Raw genomic sequence first — 22,050 nt, 5'->3', positions numbered from 1 at the left:
AGCGGTACCTCGTTCTCCTAACGCCCATCCTCGCGTCCGACACCGGCACCCGGCAGCGAAGCCGCGAAACTTCCCCTGGCACGAGGGAGGTGCTCCGGCAGCCGGTGCGCCACGATGACGCGATGGACGACACCCAGGCGATGGTCGACTTCCTGCGCGACAAGTACCGCCGCAACATCCAAACGAGGAGCACTTCCACACCACGGTGGTCACCGGCCGCGTCCCCGCCCTGGACGGCGACCGCCGCAAGCACGCCGGGCCTCAGGGGCTGTTGTCGTTCCGATCTTGAGGCGTGGCGGTCGAACCGGAGTCTCGATCGGGTGACCGTGGCGGCGTTGTCGGCGGCTGACTGCGATCCGTCAGATCCTCGCGGGCATCGGGGTCGGCAACGTCGTCGCCCGGGGCCAGGACCTCGCCGACGCGCGAGCGGGCGATGACCCACTCGTTCCACTCCCGCTCGACCACGGCCAGTTCGGCCTGGATTCGGTCGGCCTCCTCCCGCAGTTCGTCCATGCGACGGCGAGCGGTCAGCTCACGCTGTTCCAGCAGCCCCACGACCGACGGCATCCCCGACCTCCAGCAGAGCGACGACTCAACAATGTCACCACTCCCCGAGACCACCGACCCTATGCCTGAACAGCGAAAACGCCGCCCTCAAGGCCGAAAGACAACAGTCACTTAGCCAACTTCTGGCTGCGGAGGGTGTCGGCAGGACGTATCCGCTAGTGTCGAGGACAGGCCGACACTGTGATCCAGGAGGAGCGGTGTACTACAGCGGGTTGGGGCTCGACCGTGTCGTTGATCGGCGGGGAGACTCGGACTGGATCGAGGCACTGCTGACCAGGGCCAGTACCCAGGTCATTCCCCTGTGGCAGGACCAGTGCCTGGTGCGAAACGAAACGCCGTTGCGGCTGCCCTTGGCCCAGGCGAGGGACATCCTCGTCGCGGCCGGCGACCGGGTGCTGCTCGGCCTCGAAGGCGAGAGGGCGGTGTTCGCGGCTGATGTGTCCGGGCTCGAACGGGAGAGCGCCGTCGAGCTGGCCGGCGCGGACAGGATGCTGGACGTGCGGGCGATGGTTCCCACCATCACGCCGGACGAAGCGGGTCTGCTGGCCTACGCGCGGGGAATTCTGCACTGGAACCGCAATCAGCGGTTTTGTGGCGCCTGCGGGGGCCCGGCCCGGTCCTGCAATGGTGGCCACCTGCGGACCTGCCAGAACTGTGGGAAGCTGCTGTTCCCGCGGATCGAACCGGCCGTGATCGTGCTAGTCGAGCTTCCGGGCACGCCCCGGCGCTGCCTGCTCGGCCGCCATGCGGCATCCGGCCCGAACCGCTTCAGCACCCTGGCCGGGTTCGTCGAGATTGGCGAGAGCTTCGAGGACACGGTGCGCCGCGAGGTGCGGGAGGAAGCCGGCGTCACCGTGGGTGCGGTGACCTACCAGGGTTCCCAGGGGTGGCCGTTCCCGGCCGGGGTGATGATCGGGTTTCGCGCCGAGGCCGTTTCCGATGCGATCGATGTGGACAACGTGGAAGTGGTGGAGGCACGCTGGTTCACGGCCGCGGAACTGCGCGCGCGGCTGGCGGACGCTGCTCTCGGCGGCCCGTACCGGGTCGATTCGATTGGCAAGGCGCTCATCGACCAGTGGCTGGCCGACACAGACTGAACCGATGCGGTGCGAAGACAGATTTTACGCTGCTTCGCTCATCTTCTGCTTCAATTCGGCCACCGCCTGCGTCCGTCGGCTGGCCGACGGCCACCCGGCCGCATACCAAGCCCAGTCGGACCAGTCGCTTCGGCTCCTTGCTTCACTCGAACGGGTATCCGAGTGGTGATGAAAGGCTGGCTGGCGTGCCGCCTCGCGGGACTGGGCCGAGTATCGCGGCGTGGGACCCAGGTGACGAGCTCCCCGCACGACACGCCTGGGTCTTCCACAGCGCATCGGCTGCAAGGCGGGCGGACCGGAACCCTTGGCCCGCAACTGAACACGCCTCTGAGGCACCTGAGTGGCTGTTGTCGTTCAATCTTGAGGCGTGACGGTCAAACCGGAGTCTCGATCGGGTGACCGTGGCGGCTGCCGTGCATGGAAGCAGGGCCTCTTGGTAGCTCAGTGGGTGTCTACGCCAACGAGGTGCCCAGGAGACCCTGTTGTCGCATTTCTACGGCATCTCCGAGGCGGGGTCCACTTCGGCCACCCTTGCGTGTGACTGTCTGGCCCACAGGTTCGGGAACGCCGGCGACCACGGCGTGCGCGAGCGCCGCTATCCGACGGACATGTCGAACGCCGAGTGGGCAGTGGGGCCGGCCGTTGCTGCCGGTGCCGGGCTGGCTGCGGGGCCGGGGCGGGCAGCCGGAGGCGTACTGCCCCGCCGGCTTGCCCGGCCACGTCCTTCGCGAGCGTGAACCGGCCCGGCGACGACTCGACCAGCCAACCCCTCGCCACCAGCCGCTTTGCCTTCGAGCGCAGTGCCTCGATCTTCGCCGGCACCGGGTCCAGGCCGAAGCAGGCGGCCATCTCCTGGCACGCCAGCGGCCCTTGACCCAATCGGTTCCGGTCCGCGAGAGCCTGCAGGATCCGCTGGTAGTCCACCGACAGTGCCGACCAGGCCAGCCCCGCACGCCACATCGGAACCATCGATTTCGGCTTCGCCGACCCCGAAGACCCGGGCGTTGTCGGCGGCTGACTGCGATCCGTCAGATCCTCGCGGGCATCGGGGTCGGCAACGTCGTCGCCCGGGGCCAGGACCTCGCCGACGCGCGAGCGGGCGATGACCCACTCGTTCCACTCCCGCTCGACCACGGCCAGTTCGGCCTGGATTCGGTCGGCCTCCTCCCGCAGTTCGTCCATGCGACGGCGAGCGGTCAGCTCACGCTGTTCCAGCAGCCCCACGACCGACGGCATCCCCGACCTCCAGCAGAGCGACGACTCAACAATGTCACCACTCCCCGAGACCACCGACCCTATGCCTGAACAGCGAAAACGCCGCCCTCAAGGCCGGAAAGACAACAGTCACTAAGGCTTCGCCGATGAGACGTCCGAAGCGTCGCGCAAAGCCCCCTCCAAGGTTCACGGCTGCTGGGCCCGTAGGATCAGGACCGTCTGGCGGGCAAGTGGGGGGACTGTGTTGGACACGACCGAGCGGTGGATACCGCCGCTGAGTGCCGGCCGTCGTCCGGCTGGGCAAGCACTGATGGCCCTGCTGGAAGACCCTCGGGCGCCCCGGGTATGCCAGGTATCCGGCCCTTGCGGCATCGGTAAAACCCATCTGCTCACCTGGCTGGCCACCGCCTGCTCTGACCCTGCTGCGCCGGACCGGCAACGGCCCGATACGGCGGTGTCGTTGGCTGGAACGACCGTCGACAGTGCAACGTGGACCATCGCCGCCAGACTGGGCCTTTCTGTACGCACGGCCAAGGAGCTCGTTGCCGAGTTGCGTGCAGCGGGCCGCCCTCGGCTCCTGTTCCTGTGGGATCTCAACCGGTCGGTCGAGCCGGAAGCGGTGGCAAGTCTCTTGCTTGGCCCGCTCTTGGACGTGCCCGGCATCCGGACGGTCATCGAGTCGGCCTGTGATGTGCCTATGGTTGGGCAGTCGGCGGTGCTGGCGTTGGATGAGCCCCGGTGGACGGATGTCGGGCGCTTCGCGTCCTGGTACGACCGGCAACGCACAGGCTCTCCCTTCAACGCTGAGCAGGTGTATCCGCATCCTGGTCTCGCGCTACTCGCGGCCAAGGTCCCGGCAGAGGCCGCCGTGTCGGCGGACGGCCCTGACGTTCCCGCGGCCTGGTGGGCCGCGGTGCCGGACGAGGTACGTCCGGCCGTGGGCGCGCTGGTGGCCGCGGTCCGGCCGCTCACCCTGCAGGAGTGGTCCGTCCTGGCCGATCCCGAAGTCGTCGAGCACGCCGCGGATCTACTGCCTCCGGATTCCCCGGCCGGCGACAGCTGGTGGCTGCCTCCGGGTCCGCTCCGGCAGATCGTGACAGCCGGCACCGATCCGGTGGACCTAACCAGTGTCGCCCGGGCCCTTGCTGCGACCGTCCCCCGCGCGGCCGACCGGACTCCGGATCTCCTGAACGCGGACTCCGATCGGCTCGGCCTTCTCCTGGGCCAGTGCGTTCGGGCCGAGATGGCACAGCAGCTCCTCGAAGATCCCCTCTTTACCGCCTGCGCAGATCCACTCGCCACCGCGGCGGCCTTCGATTCCAGCCCCGATAGCCATCTTTACGCTGCGTGGCATGCGGCCGGCCCCGCCTTGCTGGGAGAGAGCGATGCCGCCACGCGAGCCGAGATCCTGAGGATCCGCCTGCTGGACGGCCGTACAGACCACGGTCTTCCGCCCGTGCCTGGTGCGCCCTGGCATGCCGAGTGGTCCTTCTGGCCGATGCAGGAGCACGCCCCGCTGGTCGCAGCGGCCCTTGGCCGAGGTCCGTTCGACGGGCGGATCCTGGCAGCGGATGCGACCGGCAACGTCCAACTGATCGACCTGGCCTCGGGGCGACTTCTCGATCGCAGGGTGCTCCTCGGGCCGAAAGGCATGACGGCGCTCACCTGCTACCCCGACGGGACGGTTACCGCGATCGGCCACGATGGCGAGATGCATCTACTCGCAGGTGATCTGCGGCTCCCGCCTCCCGCCATCGGCCGCCCGACGGCCCTGGCACACCTACCGGCGATCGGCGACGACACCGGAACGGTGCACTGGTTCGGACCCGAGGGAACCAGCGCGGAGCTCCTGCATCAGGGGCCGGTCACCGCCCTCAGCGCCACGCTGCTGCCCAGGGCCGGTGACGCCGCCAGATCCCCGCTTGTCGTCAGTGGAAGCATCGACGGACGCGTACGCGCCTGGCGGCCAGGCTTGCCGGCCATGGAGCCCGTAGTAACAGAGCACGGTCACCGGGTGACTGCGGTAAGCGTGGCCATGGGCTCTGCAGGCCTGTTCCTGGCCACAGCATGGGCCGACGGCTTGTTGCGCTTCGGCCCGGTCGACCCGGCCGGCCACGCGGTCGAGGTCGCTCTCGGGACAGCCGTCCAAGCCCTCCTGATCGCCGACCCGAACCACGTCGTCTGCCTCTTTCCGGAGGGGCTCACCCGGCTCAGCCTCTCACCGGCCGATCCGATGTGAGAACCGGCCGAAGGCCGGGCGCAACCGTCTCGTTTCTGCGAGCGCTCCTGGACCCGCGACCCCGGCGGCATCGTTGCATGATGCCGCCGGCATGTGGCTCGAATGCGTGACAAGTTCCTGTTGAAGTCGATCGCCTACCCGAAAGGCAACCCTCGGCTGCAGGTGTGGTGTGAGGTCTCAGGACTTTGTTGACAGCTTGGCCTCAAGACATCATTGACGGTCCCAGCTGATGCTTGACAGAGCGTCAGAGCTTGGGGGCGTGGATTTTGGCCCTTCAGCGGGTGACTGAGTGCTGGTTCTTGCGCGGGTGGAGTACGAGGTCGGCGCCGTTGAGGGTGATGCGGAAGTACGTGTCCTCGACGTGGATGGTGACAATCTCGCCCGCGTAGGTGCGGCCGACGCGAAGCCGCTGGCGGGCGACCATGATGACGCCGTCGGCGGGGACCTTGCGTTCGACGTGGATTGCGCCAGCTTCGGGCAGGGGTAGTTCGCCGGTGGCGACCCTGGCTCCGCGGAGCACGGCGCGTTGTTCGGGGCGGGCAGGGTCTTGGCGAGCACACCGTAGTGGACGACGTGCATGAGGTGCCCGTCCAGTCTGAAGGGTGACACGTCGGTTGGCCAGCTCGTAGCCGATCTTCACTGGCGCGTTGCCGAGCATGGCGACGCCGCTCTGGTCGACGTTGCGGTCGACCTCGATGACGGCGCCGGGCTCCAGGCGTCCCAGTCGAGCAGCGGCCGGGGCCGCCGGCGGCGGGCCAGCTTTGACTGCACCGCGCATCGACAGTTCCCGCAGGTCATCGGCGTTGAGGCGTGACGCGGCGCTCTTGACCAGCTCGCCGTCGAGGCTGATGTGGACGGTGAGCTCGTCGACCCACACACGCGACCTGCGTCCGGCATGGTTCTTGCCGATTTTGACGCGCTGGACCCGTGGCAGGACGCCGACGTGCCCGCTGGCGGTTACGACGGTCTCGAACTCGACGGCCAGTGCGGACGTGGGCACGAGCAGGGCCGTCGGCTGCGGTTCGGCCAGGAGCTCGGGCTCTGTGTTAGGTGCCTGTACGGGGGCGACGGCCGTGGGCTCGGGCTGGGGGGTTCGGACGGAACCGGCTGGCCGGGGTGGCCATGTCCAGAGCCTGGTGCGGGCGGGCGGTGTTGTAGGTGTGGACCCCGGAGTCGACCGCCGCCTGGGCCGCCGGTAGGTCAGCGAACGGGCCGGCGATGTCCAGCAGCTCCCGCCGCAGGGTCTGATGCCAGCGCTCGATCTTCCCGGTGGTGGTCGGCAAGTAGGGCTTTATCAGCTTGGCGGTGATGCCGTTTCCCGGCAGACCCGCTCGAACAGCACCTCGTCCGGGCGAGGCTTGGTGAACCGGCCGGTGAACTGCTTGCCGTTGTCGGTCAGCACCTCGGCCGGCACCCCGTAGACGCATCGCTCGGACGAACGCGTCCGCGACGGCCCTCCCGGAGGGCACCGCGAGGACCGTTGAGACAACGACGAACCGGGAATGGTCGTCGATCCCGGTGAGCATCTTGCACTCGCGGGCCGTCGGCCAGGAAGATCCCGCCGACCAGGTCCATCTGCCACAGGTGCATCGGGGTCTCGCGCTGCCAGCGTTTGTACTTGCGCCGGTGCTGCTGCTTCTGGTGCCGTATCAGGCCGTTGCGTTCCAGGACCCGGTGCACGGTGGCCCGCGATGGCGCCGCAGCGATGCCGGTCTGGGCTATCTCATAGGCAATCCGGCGGGCTCCCCAGCGTGGGTTGGCCCGGCGCATCTCGCAAGCTAGCGCTTCGACCTCGGCCGGGAGTCGGTTCGGGCTGGTGCGTGGCCGCCGGGACCTCTCCTTCAGCCCGTCGAGGCCGTCGGCCTCGTGCTTGGCCTTCCACGTGTAGACCGTCTGGCGCGAGACCCCGTAGCGCACGGCCACCTCGCTGACCGGCGAACCGTCGAGAACCTCAAGAACCGCCCGGCACCGCTGATCGACCAGACAGGCCGGGCCTTGCCCAGCGTCAACCCCCTCAGTCACGGCGACCAATGATCACGGAGCCAAGGCGGCAGCGACGAGGATATGCCGAGACAGCTGTCACGCAAGTGACGAGACTCTCGTGTCGCCGATGTCCTGAGCCCACACATGACAGCAGGTCGATCTCAGCCCCCGTACCGGTCCGCATACGCGTCGGCGTACAGCGAGGCGGGGAATTCGGAATGCGTCACCCATACAGAGATGCTCTCGATGACGACGGCCCATGAGCGCGCCGCCTCATCGAATTCACCCTTCTTCAAGGCGACGAAGGTCCGTGCGAGTCTCCTGTCCACAAGTTGAGACCATGCCGCAAATGCCGTAGCAATGTCAGAATCGCATGATGCGAGCTTGGCTCGACTGCGCCGCTGGCGGGTGATGACGAACTCCCGCGCTGCGTCGTACTGCTCCTTGGTCGGAATGCCTTTGAGTACAGTCATTTCCATCACCCGTCGCTCGTTTCCGGACTTGCGGAAATCGCCTGATAAAGATCCTCGAACGGAATGGTTACGGCCACCCGGCTTCCAGGGTTGATTCGCAGATCCACACCCCCCGGGATTTTCGCCAGGACACGCACCGGCATCGGTACGGCCCCGGGCCAGTCGTGCGGGAGATAGCCGGGCGAGGTGCAACCCTCCAGAACTCCTCGGCCGTTCTCTCCCGAAATCACGAAGGGCCTCTGCCGCTCCGGAGTGGAATATATGAGGAGCTCCGCCCTCAGAAGCTCGTCCAGAAAAACCTGCTCACTGCAGTACCCGGTGGCCGTCAACTGAAGCTTGTTCTCTAGGTCGTTGACCGGAGGAGTCAGCCCGAGTGCCATGGGCGAGGGCTTGTAATTCGGGTTGTGCATGAACCGCACAACATTCCCTGCCTGATCGATCTGCCAAGCCCCCACCACGCCATGCGCGGGCACCTCTCCCTCAGGATCGAAACCCGGATCTATCGAATAGAGCCACTGGCCCGGCCGCTGCTTCGCTGCTGCACGCATGGAGTTGGTCAGTTCAGGCTCCCGGCGTCCGGCCATCATCTTGATCCTGTCCTTTCGGGCTTTTGCTGTCTCAAATCTTCCACAATTCCCATCCCTAGGGTGCCTGACTGCCCGAATTCCTTCCCATCTCCGGCCTGTAGTACGGATTCTCAACATAGCGGACCGGCTTGCCGTCCTTCATCTCCCAGGCACCCTTGATGTTCTCGACACGCACTCCGCCCGGAAATACGACTTCACGCTCTTCTTCGTAAGGGGTGTGCTTCCCCAGGCTGGCATTGACGTCGATGCCACCCTCTGCATCGATATCATAGCGCCAGGACTTTGAGCCACCAACCTCGGCCAGCGGATCTCGTGTCGTGCCAACGAATACCGAATTCGTGTTCTTGTTCGCATAACTATAGAGATTGTTGAAATCTGTGACCCAGGGTTGAAATCCGGCATTTGGCTTGAAGATCTCGTCCGGCGCCCTGTGCTCGAAGCGAAAAAGGTCCTCGTCCGTGGTCCGCCATTTTGGAGCGTGCTCCATGCCGCTGAGATCGACATTCTTGTTGGCCGCCGACTTCAAAGGGTCGGTCGGCCATTCGATGACGCTCTGGTCTTCAAGCTCCAAAAGCTTCCGAAGCTCTTCCGGAAGACCTGCTCTTTCGGCTTCCTTTGCCGCCTTCTCCGCAGCCTCCTTGGCAGCCTTGTCCGCCGCTTCCTGAGCTGCTTTTGCAGCGGCCTGCTCGGCGGCTTCATTCGCCGCCTTCTCCGCAGCCTCCTTGGCAGCCTTCTCCGCCGCTTCCTGCGCCGCCTTCTTCGCGGCGTTCTCGGCGACGGCGGCGGCTTCGCGTTCGGCGAGGGAGGCGGCGGTGCCGCCGCCACCGGTGCCCGCACCGATCATGAAGTTGCCGACGAGCTTGCCGCCCGCCTCGGAGGGGTCGTTGCCCCAGCCGCTGCCGACCAGGCCCTTGAGGAGGTCGACCGGGTGGTCGCCGGCCTGGATCAGCCCGGCGGTGGTGGTAGACAGGCCATCGAGGTACTGGGCCGGGTGGGACAGGTTGTACGGGTCCATCGGGTTCAGCGAACGGCCCAGCTTGGCCAGGTCGGTGCCGCTCTTGACCAGCCCGCCGTAGAAATGCTCGTACGCCACCGGGACGCCCATCAGGCCGTCCTTGACCTCGGCCTTGAGGATCTGCATCTTGCTCGGCATGGCCGGCGCCGACGCGACCAGGGCCGCGATGGCGTCGGCGGCGGTGCGCGCGGCGGAGTCGCGCTGGGTGCGGGCCGCGTCGAGTTTCTCGTCGGCGTGCTGGAAGTCCGCCTCAACCGGGTTCTTGAACTTCCCCGGATCGGTCGGCGGGCTGGCCGGGCGCTGATCGGCCGGCGTCGCGTTGTAGGCCTTGACCTTCAGGTTGTAGGTCATGGCGTCCTCGAGCCACGCCTTCGCGGCCGCGTCGGCCTTCTTCTTCGCCTCCTTCCACAACCGTGCCGCCTCCGCGGCCTCGCCCTGCGCCCAGGTGACGGTGTGCGCGTACGCCTCCAGCGCGGCGGCGGCCCTGCCGCAGGCGTCCGCGGCGGTCAGCCACTGCTTGGGCTGCGGGTCGAACGCCTTCTGGAACGCCTCGGCGGCCTGCCCGGTCCAGTGCTCGTGGTCCAGCCTGGCCAGGCCGGTGCCGGTCTTCTCGAACGCGTCGTGGAACTTCTTCAGGTGCCCGGCGACCGCGTTGAGCTTCTTCGCGTCGCCGTGGACCAGTTCCTTCGGATCACTGGTCTGGTCGAGCCCGCGCTCGCCGACCTTCAGCCCGGCTTGGTCGGCGACGTCGTCGCCCCACCCGTTAACCTTTTGGGCCGCGCCGTGCAGCCCGGCCTCGTCCAGGGCGCCGCCCACCAGGTGGGAGCCCTTCTGGATGGCCTTCCCGCCGGCTTTGACGCCCGAGTCGACGACGGCCTCGGTCACATCGACGAGGTCGGTGATGCTGAAGTGCAGGCCCATCAGTGGTCACCCGCCGCGGCCTCGGCGATCTTCTTGTTGATCCCGAGCGGGCCCTCCAGCTTCTCCTTCCCGATGTCCTTCCAGGTCTTCCCGATGTTGTCGAAGGCCTTGTCCGCGGACTCCTTCGAGAAGTCGGGGTTGGTGAGCTGGGTGTACGGGTTGTCGCCCCACACCTGGTCCCAGGACTTGCCCTCGATCTGCTCCTCGCTCTGGTGCGGGTTGCCGATGCCCGCCGCGACGACGTCCTTCAGCAGGCCGCTGCCGTACTTCTCCTGCTCGTGGTAATAACCCGCGGACAGGCCGAGCTTCACGGCGACGTCCGTGCCCTCCTGCACCAGCGCCCGCACTCCCCACGACCAGCGTTCGCAGAAGTCCGTGAACACCGCCTGCAAGTCCTGGTGACCGGCCTCCATCCCGGTCAGCTCCAGCTCCGAGAACCCCCGCCCGGACTCCGCGAGACCGGCGATCCCCAGCGACTGCAACTCGGCGATCGCCCCGTTGATGCCCGCTTCCGCCAGCTTCAGTGCCTCAGGATCGACCCCGAACCCCGAACCCGTCATGTCACTGCTCCCCCGTTGCCATCATCGGCCCGTCCAGGGCCACTTCGTCCGGCACGATCCCGCGCATCGGCGGGAACAGCATCGGCTCCGCCCCCGCCACGTCCAACGCCACCCCGCCCGCAACCCCCAGCCCCGGCACCGCCACATCCAGCAACCGTGAACCCAGCACCGTCAGATAGGGCAGCCCGTCCACCGGCACGTCCTTCACCCGCCCGAACGCCGCCAGCTCCTCCTCCGACGTGAACGCGAAGATCCAGCGCAGACCACCCTCATCCGCCGTCCACACCCCCTCCTCCCCCCACCGCGGCACCAGCAGCGCACTCAACCGGAACTGCGCCATCATCAGAGCCGGGTCACCCACTCCCGCCCGCAGCATCCGCACCTGATGCACCAGACCCGCGTTACGCACCGTCACCCCCGGCCAGACCGCGCATGGCTGCCCCAGTGCACACGCATGCGGACGGAATGTTACCCAGTGAGTGTGTGCACTGACTGGTCGGGTCTACGCGGATTGAACTGGCCCACAGCCGTCATCAGTCGCGGCAGGTACCGATCCCACCTGTGATCATGCTCCCCGGGTGGCCGCGAGGCGGCGCGCCCGGGGCATTCGGGCCGGGACGGTAGACCGCGCCGGCGGCCAAGTGCCGGGTCCTGATGACGCTCATCGAGCGCCAGCAGCCCGGAGGCCGATCGCCCAATATACGTCGGATGCGTTCGCCGAGGTCTGCCGGGCGCACGGGATACGGCGTTCGATGGGTCGGGTCGGCTCCAGCTACGACAACGCCCTCGCGGAGTCGTTCTTCGCCACGTTGAAGCGCGAACTGCTCTACGGCTCACGCTGGCTGACCAGACCGCAAGCCCGCATGGCGGTCTTCGCCTGGATGGCCTGGTACAACCGAAGGCGGCGTCACTCCGCCCTCGGCTACCGCAGCCCGGTCGACTATGAACGGCAACACGCCACGAGCGTCATTAACCTGGACTTGGTCGCATAACAGGCGAGTGTCTACAAAATAGGGCAAAGTCCGCACCTAGCTGTGCCGTCTCATGACATTGGTTCCTCGCTGTCAGGCTTGGCGGGCGTAGGACGTGAGGCGATCGGCGAGCGCGATGACGAGGTCGCGTAGTTCATCGGGGCGCTCGATGACGAACGGCCGGTCGAGTGAGGCGAGTACCGGAGGCAACCAGTCGAGCCGCTGCGCCCGCAGCTCGACGCGCAGCCAGTGCTCGGCCGCCGGGTCCTGGCCGGCCGCTGGCTCGTGCTCCTCCAGGCTCGCGACGCTGGCGGGAAGGTGCGCGCGGATCTGCTCGACTGTCCCGTGGATCCGCAAAGTCACCTCATGCCGGTACTCGGCCGTGGCGAATCCTGACAACACGCGCTGTGCCGGACCGGGACCCACGGGCGCTTCGAATGAGCCGGGCAGGGCCCTCGCGGCTGCGATGCGATCGAGCCGGAAGGTTCGGCCCTCGCCGACCTGGGCGTCCTTGCCCGTCACGTACCACCGGCCCGCATGGGCGACGATCCCGTATGCGTGCAGTGTGCGTTCGCTGCGCCGTCCGTCGCGGTCGGTGTAGCGGATCGAGACCGGTCGGCGGTGGCGCACCGCATCGGCGATGGTGAGCAGGAGCCCGGCGTCCGGGTGGTCCAACTCGCCGGGCTGATCCGTGAAGGCGAGAGCTTCCAGGAGTGTGTCGAGCCGGCGGGCGATGTGCTTGGGCAGCACCCGCCGGATCTTCGCTGACGCCGTCTCGTTTGCCGTGCGCTCCGTCGTCGTCAGCCCTGCCCTGCGGCCGGCGACCAGGCCGAGCAGCACGGCCAGCGCCTCGTCGTCGCTGAGCATGAGTGGAGGCAAGCGGTACCCGGGAGCCAGCCGGTACCCGCCGTAGCGGCCGCGCACCGACTCCACGGGCACGTCCAGGTCGATCAGCTGGTCCACATACCGCCGCACGGTGCGCCCTTCGACGCCGAGACGGTTGGCAAGCTCGGCCACCGTCCGGGTGCCGCCCGACTGCAGCAGCTCCAGGAGTGTCAGGACGCGGCCGGTGGGTCGTGGCATATTCGCATCCTACGCGAATACAGGACCGATTCTGTCCACTATTTCGCCTAGCCTGCGACGTGCACGCCTCCAGCACGGCCAAGGAGATTCCATGAACTTCGTCTCGATCCGCATCATCACCAGCGACGTCGCACGCCTCGTCGAGTTCTACGAGCGAGTTACAGGGATGCAGGCGATACGGGCCACCGAGGACTTCGCCGAACTCAAGACCGCGTGCGCAACCCTCGCGATCGCCAGCACCCGCACCGTCCCGCTGTTCGCCCCGGGCTCCGCCCGCGCGGCGGACAACCACAGCGTGATCACCGAGTTCCTCGTCGACGACGTGGACCGCGTTCACCAGAACCTGACCGGCTTCGTCACCGACTTCGTCAACGAGCCCACCACGATGCCCTGGGGTAACCGGTCGCTGTTGTTCCGCGACCCCGACGGCAACCTCGTCAACTTCTTCACCCCCGTCACCCCGGAGGCCATCGAAAAGTTCGCACGCTGACGCCGCGCACACCGCTCACGCGGGAGCCCCGAGATCCCAGGGCTCCCGGTGAACGCGGCCGCCATCTCCTCCGGCTGACCCCCGCCTGGCAAGGGCACGGCTGACCCCCGCCTGCGCGGGGTGTCAGCCGTAGCCGAGCAGTACGGTCGTGCTTCTCCCCGCGTCCGCGGTGGACGCCGGCTTCGGCGGCCAGGGCGACGACGGCGAGGCTGCCGTCGGAGACAGTGGCCCGGTCGCTCAGGATCCGGTCGATGGCTTCCCGGATGCGGGCGCGTTCGTCTTGGTGCTGCTCGTTCATGTGAGCGCCTCGGTGGGTTGGGCGGTGGCATCGTGGGTGTCGGCGGTGGCGCGGAGAAGGTGCGCGTTGCGACGGCTTGGAGCCATGACGCTCCGTCCCAGGTCAACGCCGACTGCTTCTTCACCGCCGGACAGCGCCCAGGACCCCGCTCTGGCCGTCGACCGTGTCGCCGGGGCCCTCGGGGTGTGCCGGGTGCCGGTCACCGGCCGTCCGGGACCCGGCGGTCTGCGGTTGCCTGGTCGCAGCGCCTGTGGCCGAAGAAGTAGTCCTCCGGTGTACAACCTTTGCCGCGCCCGTCGGTCTAGCCAAGCTCAGACCTCCTGGCCGAGACCGGAGGTGACCGTTCAGGAGGACCTACATGCATGCAAGACCCGCGACCCTCGCCGTGCTCGCGGCACTGGCCCTGGCCGGGCCCGCCGTCATCACCGCCCCGGCCTCCGCCGACGACTGGTCCCCCTTCACCCTTCCGGGCGGCTTCGTCGGGATGAGCCCGACCCGGGTGCTGGACACCCGCGATGCCCGGTACGTCCCGAACGGCCAGCAGCGACCGCTCAACCCCGACGAGCACTACATAACCGCGCTGTCGGCATTCGACTCGCACATGCCGCCGACCATGCACCCCGTCGTGCCCGCCGACACGACGGCGGTGGTGGTCAATGTGACCGCCACCAACCCCACCGCCGACAGCTACCTGTCCCTCTCCGCCTTCGACTTCGGCAACGTCCCGTACTCCTCCAGCCTCAACTTCAAGGCCGGCCAGACGGTGTCCAACCTGGTCACCGTCGCGGTCAAATCGGGCACCACACCAGCGATCACCGTCTACAACCACGCCGGCACCACCGACGTCGTCCTGGACGTGGTCGGCTACTACCGGCCGGACGCGACCGACAAGTACGCCCCGCTCACGCCGTCACGGCTGGTCGACAGCCGTGACGACGGCGGCCGCCTCGGCGGGGACGGCGTCCGCTCGGTCCAGGTCGCCAGGCCCGAACTCGGCACGGCCGACGCCCGCGCGGTGATCCTCAACGTCACCGCCACCGCAGGAACCAGGGACAGCTACCTGACGGTCTACCCGACCGGCACGCAGCGGCCGCCGGTCGGTTCGAACGTCAACTTCACCCCGGGACAGACCGTTCCGAACCAGGTCGTCGTCCCGGTAGGCACCGACGGGAAGATCGACATCTACAACCACGTCGGGTCGGTGGACGTCGTCGTCGACCTCGTCGGCTACTACGGCCCCTCCGGCACCGGACGGTTCAGCGCACTCACCACCCCGTCCCGGCAGTACGACTCGCGGTGGAAGTCGACACCCTTCGAACCGGGCGAAACCCGCACCCTGCCGGCGGTACAGGAATTCCACATGGGCGCGACCCTCAACGTGACCATCACCGAGCCCACCACCGACGGCCACCTCACGGTCTACCCCGCCGCCGCGGCCAGGCCGAACACCTCCAGCCTCAACTTCACCGCCAGCCAGACCGTGGCCAACTCCGTCACCACCAGGACCGACGAGGGACACATCAAGGCCTACAACAACGACGGCCGCACCCACGTGATCATCGACCTCACCGGCATCTTCATCGGCTGACACACGCACCGGGCAGCTCCCTGCCCGCCAGACGGCTCCAGAGACGCCGGCACCTCCGGAGAGCAGAGCCGAGCACCGCCGCGGGCCCGGGTGAGCATCCACCCGGGCCCTCAGGGGCGGGAAGCAGGGACGAGCAGGCCCGATCGGCCAGGACCCCGACGGGCCGGGTGCGCGGCAAGCCGATCGCCCTGGGCACGCGCAGGGTGGCCATGACGTGCTCGAAAGCAGGCGCGTCGCCGGCTTGGCCAGGTGTGAGGTGGAAGCACAACGGGCGGCAGCGGCCATCCGCGGCGAGGTGCATCTTCGTGGTCAGCCCGCCGCGCGAGCGCCCGATGGCGTCGGTACCGGCCTCGGGGATCAATGGAACCGTGGTTGGCGGTGAGAACGATCATGGTCCGGTCGGCGAGAGGATGCTGCCGCGGTTCTCGTACTCGCGGCGGGCCTTGCGCTGGGCCGGGACGCCGGAGCGCCCGGGCCGCCGTCGAGCAGTTGGCAGCGGGCGAGGAGTCGGTGGTGCACGGCGGGGACGGCGGTGACGCGCAGGGTGTAGCCCTGGCCGCGCCGCACGATGACCCCCTGGTCGAGCGCCGCACGCTCGGTGTCGTCCAGCTCGGCGGTGCGGAGGAAGTCGGCAACCTTGCCCGGCATGTCGAGGGTGACCAGCAGCTCCGGCGCCGGGGAGTCCTCCTCAATGGCGGCATGATCGGGGAGAAGGTCGACGACGGCCGTACGGATGGCGCCGCGGCTGACACCGTGGTCGCGGGCGAGGGCGGCGATGGAGCGGCCCTCCAAGTACGCCGTGCGGACGGTGCTGGTCGCCTCGGCCGGGACGGCGGGACGCCGGCCGCCCTTGCTGCCCTTGGCCTCGGCCGCCCGCAGCCCGTCGTAGGTGAGCTCGCGCTGGAGGTCGCGCTGGAGTTCGCCGGCGGCGGCGAGGGTCTGCACCATGAACTTCACCGTGGACAGCAGTTCGCCGGTGCGCGGGTGGCGGGCGGTGAGGTCCATCGCGGAGAACGCCCCGTCGTGGATGCGCAGGGCGAGGCGGCCCTGGTGGAGGACGTCGAGCACGTCGAGGATGTGCCCGGTGCCGCGCACGAGGCGGAACATCTCGGAGATGTGGACGGTGTCGCCCGGCCGCGCCTATGTCAGCAGCTCGCCGAACTTCGGCCGCTGGAGGGGGTGGAGGCGACTGGAGATGCCCGGGGCCTCCTCGAAGACGACCGGGTCCTCGATCCCGGCCTCATCCAGGACGAGGTTCTGCCGGGCGGTCGACTGTTGGTCGGTCGAGACCCGTTTGAAGACCAGGTTCGCCACCGAGGGGCCCCTTCCGTACGGAGGATCGGACCCTATCTGTCGTCAAACCCTGTCAGCAATCACCACCATCGGATCCGATTGGATCGGCGCCGCCTCGATGCCCCGGAATGTCCGGGTTCATTGGACGCGCCGACGGCCTGACGTCAAACGATCGTTTCCCTACATCCAAACGGGCCGGGACCGCGGCCGACATGGGTCACCAGCGGGATGCTGGGCCGTTCGCACCGTACCGGAGGCCGTCGAGGAGCAGGTCGATGAGGCGGCCGGCCCGTTCGCGCTGGTCGGGAGCGCTGGTGATCAGCCCGATGCCGGCCAGGCTGAAGCCGACATCAAAGGGGTCGATGTCCCGGCGCAGGAGACCGGCGTCGGCGCCGGCGCGCAGCAGGGTGCCGATCGCGGTGGCGAGCTTGTCGAGGGTTTCGGCGAAGGGGACGGCGCCGGCGGCGACCGCGGCCCGCAGTGCGTCCGCCATGCCCTGCTTGGCCGCCAGGTAATCGATGAAGTCGTCCATCCACAGTCGCAGCGCCTCGTCCGGCGCGTGGTCGGCCAGCCGTTGTGCGGCGCTGTCGCAGACGCGGGCGAGCTCGTTGCGGTAGGCCGCCTCGATGAGTGCCTCGCGGGTGGGGAAGTGGCGGTAGAGCGTGGCCGAGCCGACGCCCGCGGCTTTGGCGATGGTGTCGATCGCGACGTCCGGGCCTTTCTCGGAGAAGGCGCGCACGGCCGCTTCGAGGATGCGTTCCCGGTTGCGGCGGGCGTCGGCGCGCAACACGCTCGGCTTGGTGGTCAAGGCTGTTCCCTTCGTCGTGACCAGTCTAGCTGGACAACCGGGGAGTTCTCCGCTTACCGTAATAGCTAACCGGGGAACTCCCCAGTTATGGCGTCGACCGTGACGCCCCAGCGCAAGGAACGGCGATCATGACAGCTCAGCAGCCCATCGGCTCCGGCTTCGGGGCCCGCAGCACCACGGCCGACGTCCTGGCCGGCCTCGACCTCACCGGAAAGCTCGCAGTCGTGACCGGCGGTAGTTCCGGACTTGGGCTGGAGACCACACGCGCCCTGCGCGCCGCCGGCGCGAGCGTCGTCGCAGCCGTCCGCCGCCCGGAAGCGGCCGCGAAAGCCCTCAGCGCAGTGGACGGGGTCGAGGTGCGCCATCTCGACCTCGGCGACCAGGCCAGCGTGCACACCTTCGCGGACGAGTTCCTGGCAACCGGCCGCAGCATCGACATCCTCATCAACAACGCCGGCGTGATGGCCCTGCCCGAGACCCGCCTCGGACCCGGCTGGGAGGCGCAGTTCGCCACCAACCACCTGGGCCACTACACACTCACGAACGGGCTGTGGCCCGCCCTGGCAGCCGACGGCGGCGCACGCGTGGTCGCGCTCAGCTCTGCCGGACACCGCTACTCGCCGATCCGCTGGGACGACGTCATGTTCGCAGACGACTATGACAAGGCCGTCGCCTACGGACAGTCCAAAACCGCGATCGCGCTGTTCGCCGTCCACCTCGACACGCTCGGCCGCGACCACCAGGTGCGGGCCTTCGCCGTCGCCCCCGGCGCCGTCATGACCCCGCTCCAGCGGCACATGACCCGTGAGGAGATGATCGCCTTCGGCTGGATCGACGACCAGGGCAACACCGCCCCCAGTTTCAAGACCCCGGACCAGGGTGCCGCCACCCAGGTCTGGGCGGCCGCCTCCCCGCAGCTGGACCACCAGGGCGGCGTCTACCTCGACGACTGCGACGTCGCCCCGCTCTCCCAGAACGACGCACCCGGAGTCAGGCCCTACGCGGTCGACCCCGAACAGGCCGCACGCCTGTGGACCCTGTCCGCCCAGCTGACCGGCACCAACGCGTTCGCGAACCGGTGACACGACGGCATAGCGCACTCCCCTCCACGAAGCCGACACCTGGCATCTCTGCAAGAAAGGTCACGAAATCATGACGCAGACCGATCTGGCGGCCGTCGCGAACGAAGCACAGGCATGGTTCGACAGCTACGTCGAGACGTTCATCGGACTCGCGGCAAACGGGAGCACCGATCCCGCGCCGCTCCTTGACTACTTCTCGGTGCCAATCAGCATGACCACAGGCACGGCCCACACCGCTCTCACCTCCGCCGAGGCACTCTCCCAGGGACTCGCACACGAGCTGCGCGCACTGCGCGACGCCGACTACGGGGGCAGCAGGGCCCTCGACCCGGTGGTACGCGCCCTCAACGAGCGGGCCGCGCAAATCGAGGTGACCTGGGCACGCCAGGACAGCCAGGGGCGGGAATTCCAGCGCCTGCGTGTGCTCTACCTGGCCGCCCGAACCGCCGCGGGATGGCGGACAGTCGCCTCCGTGATCCTGGCCAGCTGACCAAATCGCGGCCCGCCGGACGGCCAGGGGCGCGCCCACTGAGGAGATCGCTCTGCCCTGGCCGTCTGCGCGGCGCAAAGTCAACGGCCGTCACGCGTGACGGCAGAACCTGCACCTGGGGGAGCCCTATGAGTGAAGTGGACCTGAACCGCGTCTCGCGGCGCTGCCATGCGGCGAAGGCGCAGTTCTACCGAGGTCCTGCAGGCCGAGCTGCAGGAGGCGGAAGCCGCGTGGGAGCGATTCGTGATCGCCCGTCAGACGCCTCGATGAACTCCCACTGGCTGTCGGTGAGTTGCCTACGCGTCACGCACCGGATTCCACCTCCGGGCGGGCACGAGACCGCAATATTGATCACAACACCACACAGGCCCTAGGACGGCGGACCTAAGCCGTCGGGCCCCGGACTCCCCCGCGCGGAGGAGCGGTTCCTGCCCGCGCGTGATCCAGACCGGCGGACGGGCGCAGAGGCTGGGTCCATGAAGATCACCACGACAAGCCCTGTGCCGGCGTTCACGACGGAGCGGCCGGTGCCGCGCTGGGCCGAGAAGGTCGCCCGTGCCATCCCGCTGCTCGGCCTGCCGGTCTGCCTTTGGCGGCTGCCCTTCGGCTTCGGCTTCCAGATGGGGATGATATTGCCCCGGTCGTCCGCGCCGCTCTGGATGACGGTGCCCTACGTCGTGACCCTCAGCCTGCTGTCCGAGGCCTTCGCCCTGCTCTGCTTCGGCCTGGTCCGGTGGTGGGGCGAGGTCGTGCCCGGCTGGGTCCCGGTGATCGGCGGCCGACGCATCAGGCCGAGCGTGGTGCTCGTGCCGGCAGCGCTGGCCGGGGTCGGCCTCGTACTGCTCCTCGCCGACTGGGTGCTCAGCGCCTTCGGTATCGCGGGGTTCCACGACGTCGACTACACCAACGGCTGGTGGCGGGCGCTCGCGATGCTGGTCAGCGGACTCTTCGTGCTGTGGGCGCCGATGGTGGTGGCCCTGACGTACGCGTACTACCGGCGCCGTTGCCGCGCGGGCGCGGGCGAAGCCGCGGCTGCCGAGGCGAAGCGCACCCGTTCCTGGCAGCGCCGCTCCTGATCCGGCCTCACCACCGGTGCGGGCCGCTGACCTGCACCGGTGGGATGGGTGGCGCCCGGTGAGTTGGGGATCAGGGCAGGGCAGAGGCCGGTTGGAACGGGCCCGGGCCCGTTCCAACCAACCCATGACGACTCCCGCCCGGGCGCCACCGCCGTCGCCGATGTTCGTCCGTGCCGGCCCTGCTGGTCGATCGGCTCTCACCGTGCATGGCCTGGCGCGCCTCGCCCGCGCTGAGCGCCGTCGCCGTCTCCGTCGCCTTCTCGCCTTCCTCGGCAGCCTCTTCCTGGCCTCCCGGCCGTCGTCGCTCGCCATCGCCCTGGTCATGCCCGTCGTCGGCTGGGTGGCCACACCTTCTTCGAGCAGTGCCAACACCGGATGGCCTGCGCGCGCTGCGACTTCTATACGCCGAAGAGCTCCAGCAAGGGCCAGCTGCTGGCGGCGAAGGAGAACCTGCAGAAGATGCTCGCGGCCATCCCGCTCACCGACGACGAACGCGCCGCCGTCGACGACGGCCAGGCCGCTCTGGACCAGCTACTGGAACGGCTCACTGCTATCCCCACGCCAGCAGGGCCCACGCCACGTCAGATCGGCGTCCCAGCTACCGCGACACTACTGCCGGTCGTCAACGTGACCGCCCGTCCCCGAGAGTGCGGTCCGGGAGGTCAATGCTGAACCCACGACGGTCACGGCCACTGGGGTTCGAACTGCACCGAACCGCCTCGACCGGGTATCGTGCGGTCCTGCGAATCCATGCCCCTGTCTTGGGAAAAGAAGTGCAGGATGCACATCCTGGACGACCTCACCGGTCTTTCCTCTCGTGCAAAGAGTCTGCTTGAACGAACCGGCCGGCGCGATGATCCGCAGGAACCTCGGCTCTCCACCGAGTTCCTGCGGATCCGGGACTGCTACGGCCAGTTGATTCCCACGCCCATGATGCTCGTGATCCGCCGGGAGGGATTCGAGCAGAAGTACGGCGGACTCCGTTACCAAGTGCGAAGCAGCTACACCGTCGAGGGCGAACGCCGCGAGGTGCTTCGCGACTGGCACTACGACCTGGGCCAGAGCATGTGGACCAGCGCCGCCGACGGCTGGCACTTCGATTGGTTCGGGGAACGTGTGTCCTCCCCAATGCGCTACCTGGTGCACACGGACGGACGAGTCGGAGTGGACGATGGAGGTGGCACGTTCCTCGAAATCGCCCCGTCCATCCCGGCTCTCATCGAATCCCACGCTCTCACCGACACAGTCTCGACCTGGGACCGCACCGCCGCCGACGTCGACAGCTTCGCACTCGCCGAGCAACTCGACGGCCTCACCGACATCCCCGAAGCATCAGGCAGCACCATCCGATGGCGGCTGTCCGACAACGTCGCGGTCGAGGAGTTCCGGAACTGGAGCGGCGACGCGCCACGTCGTTGGCGCGCGTTCATCTGGAGCCGAGGCGAATCTGGCCGACGTCAGGTTGAAGAGGCCGCTGCCCGAGTAGCGGCCACTCAGCAGACCATGACAGCCACCGGATGACGACCGCTGCTTGACAGAGCTGATTCCACAGAACGATGCGGTTGACGTGCCCCTCACCCGGACCGGAGTTCCAGCGGAGCGTGAGGCCGGCCATAACGGCGTCCCAGTCCTTGCGCAGGCCGGTGGCGAACCCGCGCAGTTCTGACAGCCGGCTGGCTTCGGCGTCCGCGGTCCACTGCTCGAGGTCCTCCTGGCCTCGGCGGTGGACGAGGATCGAGGCGAACCGCGCGATGAGTCCGCAGGCTTCGTCTCCACGCAGCGGTGCAGGAGCTCCTTCAGCAGTACTCGTTGGGCCTCGGGGCGGTTGTCAGGGCGGGTGAGGATCATTCTGGTCACCTCGCGAACCTTGGGGACCGGCGGCCGGGCGGCCGGCTTGGCGTTGTCGCGCAACCGGTTCACGAAGCGGCGCGCGGTGCGCTCACTGACGGTCAGACCTCGCTCGGCGAGTTCGCGGTGGAGCCGCAGTGCGCTGTGGCAGCCCTCGTTGAATCGGGCGGTCAGGTAGGCGGCGTGGCCGTCCAGGCTGGTCTGCCGGCCGCCGGTGGGCCCTGCTCCAACCAACTCATCCGCCGTGGCCGCGCGCATGAACTTGCTAACCGCTTTCGGGTCCAGGCCCAGCTCGGCGACGATCTGGCTGTGGCCCATGCCCTTGGCCGTCAGGGCATGGACGGCGGCGTGACGCTCGCGGGTGCG

The 22,050-nt window shown here is 68.3% G+C and carries 19 protein-coding genes and 4 pseudogenes; 10 read left to right on the top strand and 13 right to left on the bottom strand.

Annotated features, from left to right (window positions below; translation table 11 throughout):
- Positions 1–261: 261 nt before the first annotated feature.
- The gene (locus ACZ3YO_RS17425; protein ID WP_465570139.1) at positions 262–567 is read right to left on the bottom strand and encodes a hypothetical protein; all 306 of its coding nucleotides are present in this window, start codon (positions 565–567) and stop codon (positions 262–264) included.
- Between the two features lie 197 nt (positions 568–764).
- Between ACZ3YO_RS17425 and nudC the strand changes: the two genes are divergently transcribed.
- Positions 765–1,664 carry an NAD(+) diphosphatase gene (gene nudC, locus ACZ3YO_RS17420; protein WP_266301112.1) on the top strand — a complete coding sequence of 300 codons (900 nt, stop codon included), beginning with the start codon at positions 765–767 and terminating at the stop codon, positions 1,662–1,664.
- A 696-nt stretch (positions 1,665–2,360) separates the two neighbouring features.
- On the opposite strand, the pseudogene ACZ3YO_RS17415 reads toward nudC, so the two are convergent.
- Positions 2,361–2,900: pseudogene (locus ACZ3YO_RS17415) on the bottom strand (hypothetical protein); the annotation flags it as partial.
- Positions 2,901–3,189: 289 nt separating this feature from the next.
- Between ACZ3YO_RS17415 and ACZ3YO_RS17410 the strand changes: the two are divergent.
- Positions 3,190–5,118: a WD40 repeat domain-containing protein gene (locus ACZ3YO_RS17410; protein ID WP_465569915.1), complete on the top strand. Its 1,929-nt coding sequence runs from the start codon at positions 3,190–3,192 to the stop codon at positions 5,116–5,118.
- Between the two features lie 274 nt (positions 5,119–5,392).
- Here the strand turns inward: ACZ3YO_RS17410 and ACZ3YO_RS17405 are convergent.
- The 6 genes and pseudogenes from ACZ3YO_RS17405 to ACZ3YO_RS17380 all read right to left on the bottom strand — a co-directional run bounded on the left by ACZ3YO_RS17405 (position 5,393) and on the right by ACZ3YO_RS17380 (position 11,072).
- Positions 5,393–7,101 (bottom strand): annotated as a pseudogene (locus ACZ3YO_RS17405) (IS481 family transposase).
- 161 nt (positions 7,102–7,262) lie between these two features.
- Positions 7,263–7,574 carry a hypothetical protein gene (locus tag ACZ3YO_RS17400; RefSeq protein WP_465569914.1) on the bottom strand — a complete coding sequence of 104 codons (312 nt, stop codon included), beginning with the start codon at positions 7,572–7,574 and terminating at the stop codon, positions 7,263–7,265.
- Between the two features lie 5 nt (positions 7,575–7,579).
- Positions 7,580–8,161, bottom strand: a complete 582-nt coding sequence (locus ACZ3YO_RS17395; RefSeq protein WP_465569912.1) for a type VII secretion system-associated protein — start codon at positions 8,159–8,161, stop codon at positions 7,580–7,582.
- 55 nt (positions 8,162–8,216) lie between these two features.
- On the bottom strand, positions 8,217–10,097 hold the full coding sequence (locus tag ACZ3YO_RS17390; protein WP_465569910.1) for a putative T7SS-secreted protein: 1,881 nt from the start codon (positions 10,095–10,097) through the stop codon (positions 8,217–8,219).
- On the bottom strand, positions 10,097–10,657 hold the full coding sequence (locus tag ACZ3YO_RS17385; RefSeq protein ID WP_465569908.1) for a hypothetical protein: 561 nt from the start codon (positions 10,655–10,657) through the stop codon (positions 10,097–10,099). Before ACZ3YO_RS17385 ends, ACZ3YO_RS17390 begins: the two co-directional genes overlap by 1 nt.
- A gap of 1 nt (position 10,658) precedes the next feature.
- On the bottom strand, positions 10,659–11,072 hold the full coding sequence (locus tag ACZ3YO_RS17380; RefSeq protein ID WP_465569906.1) for a hypothetical protein: 414 nt from the start codon (positions 11,070–11,072) through the stop codon (positions 10,659–10,661).
- A gap of 277 nt (positions 11,073–11,349) precedes the next feature.
- Between ACZ3YO_RS17380 and ACZ3YO_RS17375 the strand changes: the two are divergent.
- A pseudogene (locus ACZ3YO_RS17375) lies at positions 11,350–11,649 on the top strand (integrase core domain-containing protein); the annotation flags it as partial.
- Between the two features lie 72 nt (positions 11,650–11,721).
- On the opposite strand, the gene ACZ3YO_RS17370 reads toward ACZ3YO_RS17375, so the two are convergent.
- On the bottom strand, positions 11,722–12,711 hold the full coding sequence (locus ACZ3YO_RS17370; protein WP_465569904.1) for a helix-turn-helix transcriptional regulator: 990 nt from the start codon (positions 12,709–12,711) through the stop codon (positions 11,722–11,724).
- Positions 12,712–12,802: 91 nt separating this feature from the next.
- Here ACZ3YO_RS17370 and ACZ3YO_RS17365 point away from each other — a divergent pair, with 91 nt between their 5' ends.
- Positions 12,803–13,201, top strand: coding sequence for a VOC family protein (locus ACZ3YO_RS17365; RefSeq protein ID WP_465569902.1), 399 nt, complete (start codon positions 12,803–12,805; stop codon positions 13,199–13,201).
- A gap of 656 nt (positions 13,202–13,857) precedes the next feature.
- On the top strand, positions 13,858–15,087 hold the full coding sequence (locus ACZ3YO_RS17360; protein WP_465569900.1) for a hypothetical protein: 1,230 nt from the start codon (positions 13,858–13,860) through the stop codon (positions 15,085–15,087).
- Positions 15,088–15,214: 127 nt separating this feature from the next.
- Here the strand turns inward: ACZ3YO_RS17360 and ACZ3YO_RS17355 are convergent.
- The 4 genes and pseudogenes from ACZ3YO_RS17355 to ACZ3YO_RS17340 all read right to left on the bottom strand — a co-directional run.
- Positions 15,215–15,424, bottom strand: a pseudogene (locus ACZ3YO_RS17355) (IS5/IS1182 family transposase); the annotation flags it as partial.
- Between the two features lie 20 nt (positions 15,425–15,444).
- A complete protein-coding gene (locus ACZ3YO_RS17350) occupies positions 15,445–16,194 on the bottom strand; it encodes a hypothetical protein (RefSeq protein WP_465569898.1) in 750 nt (249 codons plus the stop codon).
- A gap of 33 nt (positions 16,195–16,227) precedes the next feature.
- A complete protein-coding gene (locus tag ACZ3YO_RS17345) occupies positions 16,228–16,401 on the bottom strand; it encodes a hypothetical protein (protein WP_465569896.1) in 174 nt (57 codons plus the stop codon).
- 196 nt (positions 16,402–16,597) lie between these two features.
- The gene (locus ACZ3YO_RS17340; RefSeq protein ID WP_465569894.1) at positions 16,598–17,188 is read right to left on the bottom strand and encodes a TetR/AcrR family transcriptional regulator; all 591 of its coding nucleotides are present in this window, start codon (positions 17,186–17,188) and stop codon (positions 16,598–16,600) included.
- A 125-nt stretch (positions 17,189–17,313) separates the two neighbouring features.
- On the opposite strand from ACZ3YO_RS17340, the gene ACZ3YO_RS17335 reads away from it, so the two are divergent.
- The 5 genes from ACZ3YO_RS17335 (at position 17,314) to ACZ3YO_RS17315 (ending at position 21,357) form a co-directional block, all read left to right on the top strand.
- Positions 17,314–18,270, top strand: coding sequence for an SDR family NAD(P)-dependent oxidoreductase (locus ACZ3YO_RS17335; RefSeq protein WP_465570132.1), 957 nt, complete (start codon positions 17,314–17,316; stop codon positions 18,268–18,270).
- A 70-nt stretch (positions 18,271–18,340) separates the two neighbouring features.
- The gene (locus ACZ3YO_RS17330; RefSeq protein ID WP_465569892.1) at positions 18,341–18,760 is read left to right on the top strand and encodes a DUF6841 family protein; all 420 of its coding nucleotides are present in this window, start codon (positions 18,341–18,343) and stop codon (positions 18,758–18,760) included.
- Positions 18,761–19,236: 476 nt separating this feature from the next.
- Complete coding sequence (locus ACZ3YO_RS17325) at positions 19,237–19,836, top strand: hypothetical protein (RefSeq protein WP_465569890.1); 600 nt, start codon at positions 19,237–19,239, stop codon at positions 19,834–19,836.
- 375 nt (positions 19,837–20,211) lie between these two features.
- Positions 20,212–20,508, top strand: a complete 297-nt coding sequence (locus ACZ3YO_RS17320) for a hypothetical protein (protein WP_465569888.1) — start codon at positions 20,212–20,214, stop codon at positions 20,506–20,508.
- 108 nt (positions 20,509–20,616) lie between these two features.
- Positions 20,617–21,357: a hypothetical protein gene (locus tag ACZ3YO_RS17315; protein ID WP_465569886.1), complete on the top strand. Its 741-nt coding sequence runs from the start codon at positions 20,617–20,619 to the stop codon at positions 21,355–21,357.
- Positions 21,358–22,050: the final 693 nt, after the last annotated feature.

Source organism: Kitasatospora sp. NPDC022785 (assembly GCF_055561295.1).
The sequence above is the reverse complement of the archived record's forward strand: the minus strand, read 5'-3'. Positions and strand labels throughout refer to the sequence as shown.